The organism is Sulfurihydrogenibium yellowstonense SS-5, assembly GCF_000173615.1.
GTDB lineage: Bacteria > Aquificota > Aquificia > Aquificales > Hydrogenothermaceae > Sulfurihydrogenibium > Sulfurihydrogenibium yellowstonense.
This window is the reverse complement of record NZ_ABZS01000151.1, coordinates 1-4,379: the sequence shown is the minus strand read 5'-3', so window position 1 is coordinate 4,379 and position 4,379 is coordinate 1. Positions and strand designations below refer to the sequence as shown.

Sequence of the window (4,379 nt, the reverse complement as noted above, 5' to 3'; positions counted from 1 at the left end):
CCTCTTTTTTTCATTAAATGAGCAATGATTAATGTTAATCCAATAAGCGGAAATGCTACAGTTGCAAGCATAAAAGGAGCACCAAGGATTGCTCCAACGCCAATATCATGACCTTTATTCCCTGTAAAAAAAACTATGGCAATTATTGGTATTAAGGTTTCCGGTAAAGCAGTTCCTACAGCAGCCAGTACGCTACCTGTAAAGTTTTTAGATACGTTTAATCTATGCCCAAGAGCTTCTATACCGTTTGTAAACAGCTCAGCCGCTGCTAAAACAAAAAGTATACCAACTACTAATAAAACAAAATCAAGAATCATTGGCTCTTCTCCAGTAATTTTTTCTTAAGAATATCTCCCAGTGTACCTAAGCCTTCTCCTTCTGGTTGTTTTCCTTCTTCTTTTTTACTCTCTAATTTTTCTAAAAGCTTTCTTTTTGCCTCTTCTTCAGCTTTTCTTTTCTCCTCTTCCTTCTTTCTCTTTTCTTCTTCTAATAAAATTTGCTTAATGCTTAATGTTATTTTTTTGTTTTCTGAGTCTATTTTTATTATTTTAGCCTCGACTTCTTGGTGAAGCTTTAACTTATCGCTTGGAATGTTTATTCTTTCTAAAGCTATTTCAGAAACCGGTATAAAGCCTTCTATGTTTTCTCTCAAATCAACGATTGCACCTTTTTCTATGAGTTTTTTTATCTTTCCTTTAACTACATCGCCAACTTTGTATTTAGAGATAAACTCATTCCATTCTTCTTCTAAGAGCTGCTTCATTCCAAGTAAGATTTTGTCTTTTTCCACGCCAAGAACTTTAAATTTATAAACTTTACCTTCCTTTAATACTGATGAGATGGATTTTATGTTATTATTGTCTGTAGCATCTTCAAGTTTTACAATTCCCTCTATTTCACCAAGGTCTATAAATGCAACTTTTTGTTTAACATCTTTAACTTTTGCCTCAATTACACTACCAACAGGATTTTCTTTTAAGAATTTTTCTACTGGATTTTCTTGTAATGCTTTTATGCTTAATTTTAATTTTCTGTTTTCTTTATCAAGCTCTATAATTTTTGCCTTAACTTTATCTCCAGCTTTCAAATTTTTCTTAGCTTTCATATAATCAAAATGCGAAATTTCTCTGTTGTAGATAAAACCCTCAACTCCATCTACATCAACAATAACACCAAATTTATTGATTTCTTTAACGGCAGCTTCTACAACATCTCCAACATCTTTATCAAATTTATCCCATGGATTTGACTCTAAAGCTTTTAGAGAAAATATTGGCTTTTTATCTTTAATCTCTTTTATTACTAATTCTATGCTATCTCCAGCTTTTAAAACATCTTCAAATTTTTTGTTTTTATCCCAAGAAAGCTCACTCTTTGGCAGGATTCCATAAACTACATTGTCAATAGAGATTACAGCAACTTTATCTGTGATTTTTTCTACCTTACCGACAACTTTTTGACCTTGCTGTAAAACTGATAAGTATTTTTCTTTTTCTGCGCTTACTTCTTCTTTTAATGCTTCTTTTCTTGATATTACAACGTTAGGATTGCCTTTTCTTTCTTCAAACTTAACAATGTATCCTTCAAACGTATAACCTTCAGGCAAAGTTTCATCTCTTTTGGTGCCGGACTCTGAAAATGGCATAAATCCTTTAATGCCTTCTATATCAACAATATATCCTTTTTCTACTTTACTAACTACCATAACTTTTACTTTTTGCCTTTTTTCAAAAGCCTCTTTAAGCTTCTTTACCTTATCTTTCATGACAAAGCCTTTTCTTGACAGGATAAAGTATCCGTCTTTATCTATTTTGCCGATAAATACCGCTTCTATCTCATCGCCTTCTTTGTAGCCTTCTGCTTCTTGTTTTCTTAAAACAGCTTCTACTTTTTGTCCAATATCTACATAAACTTTATCATCTGTTATTTTTACGATTTTTCCTTTTACTTTTTGATTTTTTGAGTAATGAGATGCTTCTACAGCTTGCTCCATCATTTTTTCAAACTCATTCATGGCTGACTCCTTTTATTTCTTTGATTTTATTTACAACTTCTTGAATTATCCAGTCAGGTGTAGATGCACCGGCTGATACGCCTATATTTTCTTTATTTTCAAACCACTGTTCTTGTAGCTCGTCTGCTGTTTCTATATGATAAGTATTTGGATTTAATGCTTTTGAAATCTGATAAAGTCTTTGTGTATTTCCGCTGTGTTTTCCGCCGATGATTATCATCACATCAACTTCCGGTGCTATTTTTTTAACCTCTTCTTGTCTTACAGAAGTAGCATCGCAGATTGTATTAAAAACTTTTAACTCTTCTGTATTTTCTGCCAGATATCCTACAGCTTCTCTGAAAAAGTCTTCACTTTGGGTTGTTTGTGCCACTACTCCGATTCTATTTCTTTTTGGAACTTTTTTGACTAAATCTTCAAAATTTTCAACAACAACGCCTTTTCCGTCAACTTCTTCAAGGTGTCCAAGCGTTCCTATCACTTCCGGATGTCCTTCTTCGCCTATTATGACTACAAAGTATCCTTCTTCAACAAGTTGCTTAACTTTATCATGAACTTTTTTTACAAACGGACATGTAGCATCAAGAACATTTACATGCAGCTCTTTTAACATTCTTTCTGTTTTAGGTGGTACACCATGAGACCTTATGATTACAGTATCGCCGGGTTTTAGTTGTGAATAGCCCTGCATCTCTTCAACACCAATAGATTTTAGATAATTAACAACTTGCTTGTTATGGATTATTGGACCATTTGTATATGCATGTCCGAGCTTTTCTCCGGCCTGCTTTGCCATATCTACGGCTATTCTTACACCAAAACAAAATCCTGCTGTTTGTGCAACTATTATATTAGCCATCTCTTTTTACCTCTTTTAATTTTTTGATTTCGTGCATTACTTTTTCTGCCACATGCTCGTAAGATGATATTCCTTCAAAATTTATAGGTTTTCCAATAATTACATCAATATTATACTTAAACAATTTAGGAAATTTTGATTTTACTGGTAGTATTTTATCTGTACCTTCAACAAGAATTGGTATCACTGGAACTTTTGCTTTTTCTATAAGATAACCAACTCCTGGTTGTGGTTTTCTAAACTCTCCCGGTCTTGCTCTTGTTCCTTCCGGAAAAATTCCTATTACATAACCTTCCTTAAGTAAAGAGATGGCTTTTTTTATCGTGCTTAAATCTCTATTGTCTCTTTTTACCGGAATAGCTCCTGCCTTTTTAATTATCCAACCAAGAATTGGCACTTCAAAAAGCTCTTTTTTTGCTAAGAAAATTATTGGTCTTGGAGATATGATGTTTAAAACTGGTGGGTCTAAATGGCTTCTGTGATTGGCAGCTAAGATACAGCCACCGGTCAATGGTATATTTTCAAGCCCTACAACATTTATTTTTAATAGTTTTTTTAACGCCGGTCTGATTTTATAAAAAACTTTATATCCAAATTCTGAGTATGGGACTTTTTTCTCCAAAAATTATCTCCGAACGAGAGATTTTTTATAACCAACCTCTCCTTTTTAAAGCATCTTCATATATTCTACTGTAGAGAATTCTCCACTCAGGAGTCCCTTCAACGATTTTTCTTGAGTAAGACCTGATTCTTTGTCTAACTTCTTTATCTATCTCTCTTTGCTCTCTTACCAATCTTTTTAAAAGCTCTAAGACTATTCTTCTTATTTTGTTTGGATGATCGAATATTTCTACAGAATCTTCTGTTTCAATGTATCTTTTTATTCTGTTTGCAATTTGATTCAATCTTTCCTCCGGGTCAAGATGGATATTTCGTTCCTCGGCTAATTTTTCCATTACTTTTAAGACGGCCGTTCTGAATTTTATATCTTCATGCTCAAACTGTTTTATATATTGTTCAACAAGCCTTTCTGCTTCTTCTTCAAGTTCTTTTTCTTCTTCTACAGCTTTTTTGATTATTTCAAGTATGTCTTGTCTAAATTTTTGTTCATCGTCTGCTTCAACAATATGCTCATTTATAAGCTTATCTGCAATGCTTTGAGATACTATCTCCACCAGCTTTGCTGGTAGTTTCATAAATATCCTCCAATTTTAAGATAGTAAAACATTATAACATTATGATTTTTTGTTTGCAAATTGATGCAGAGGATGCTTGTAAAAATCAACGTCGCCCAGTGAAAAACTTTAGCCTTTTACCTCTCACCTTCTATGCTTATTTAAAAGAGGAGATCCTTCACTTTATTCAGGATGAGAGGCTGTTCCAAAAATCCAAACTGTCATTCTGAGCGAAGCGAAGAATCTCATATTTTTCTTCTCAAGTCAAAAAATCAAAAAAGAGATCCTTCGGCCTTCGGCCTCAGGATGACAAGAAAAGACAAATTACAAA

General features: G+C 33.2%; 4 protein-coding genes and 1 pseudogene. All 5 read right to left on the bottom strand.

The features are described 5' to 3' along the window. A pseudogene (locus SULYE_RS06480) lies at positions 1-317 on the bottom strand (sodium:calcium antiporter); the annotation flags it as partial. Further along, positions 314-2,014, bottom strand: coding sequence for a S1 RNA-binding domain-containing protein (locus tag SULYE_RS06475; protein ID WP_007547724.1), 1,701 nt, complete (start codon positions 2,012-2,014; stop codon positions 314-316). The gene SULYE_RS06475 and the pseudogene SULYE_RS06480, both read right to left, overlap by 4 nt. After that, positions 2,007-2,873 carry a 4-hydroxy-3-methylbut-2-enyl diphosphate reductase gene (gene ispH / locus SULYE_RS06470; RefSeq protein WP_007547722.1) on the bottom strand — a complete coding sequence of 289 codons (867 nt, stop codon included), beginning with the start codon at positions 2,871-2,873 and terminating at the stop codon, positions 2,007-2,009. The genes SULYE_RS06475 and ispH overlap by 8 nt, the downstream gene beginning before the upstream one ends. Then, positions 2,866-3,495, bottom strand: coding sequence for a lysophospholipid acyltransferase family protein (locus SULYE_RS06465; RefSeq protein ID WP_007547720.1), 630 nt, complete (start codon positions 3,493-3,495; stop codon positions 2,866-2,868). The genes ispH and SULYE_RS06465 overlap by 8 nt, the downstream gene beginning before the upstream one ends. 25 nt (positions 3,496-3,520) lie before the next feature. After that, complete coding sequence (locus SULYE_RS06460; protein WP_007547718.1) at positions 3,521-4,069, bottom strand: DUF507 family protein; 549 nt, start codon at positions 4,067-4,069, stop codon at positions 3,521-3,523. Between the last annotated feature and the right edge of the window lie 310 nt (positions 4,070-4,379).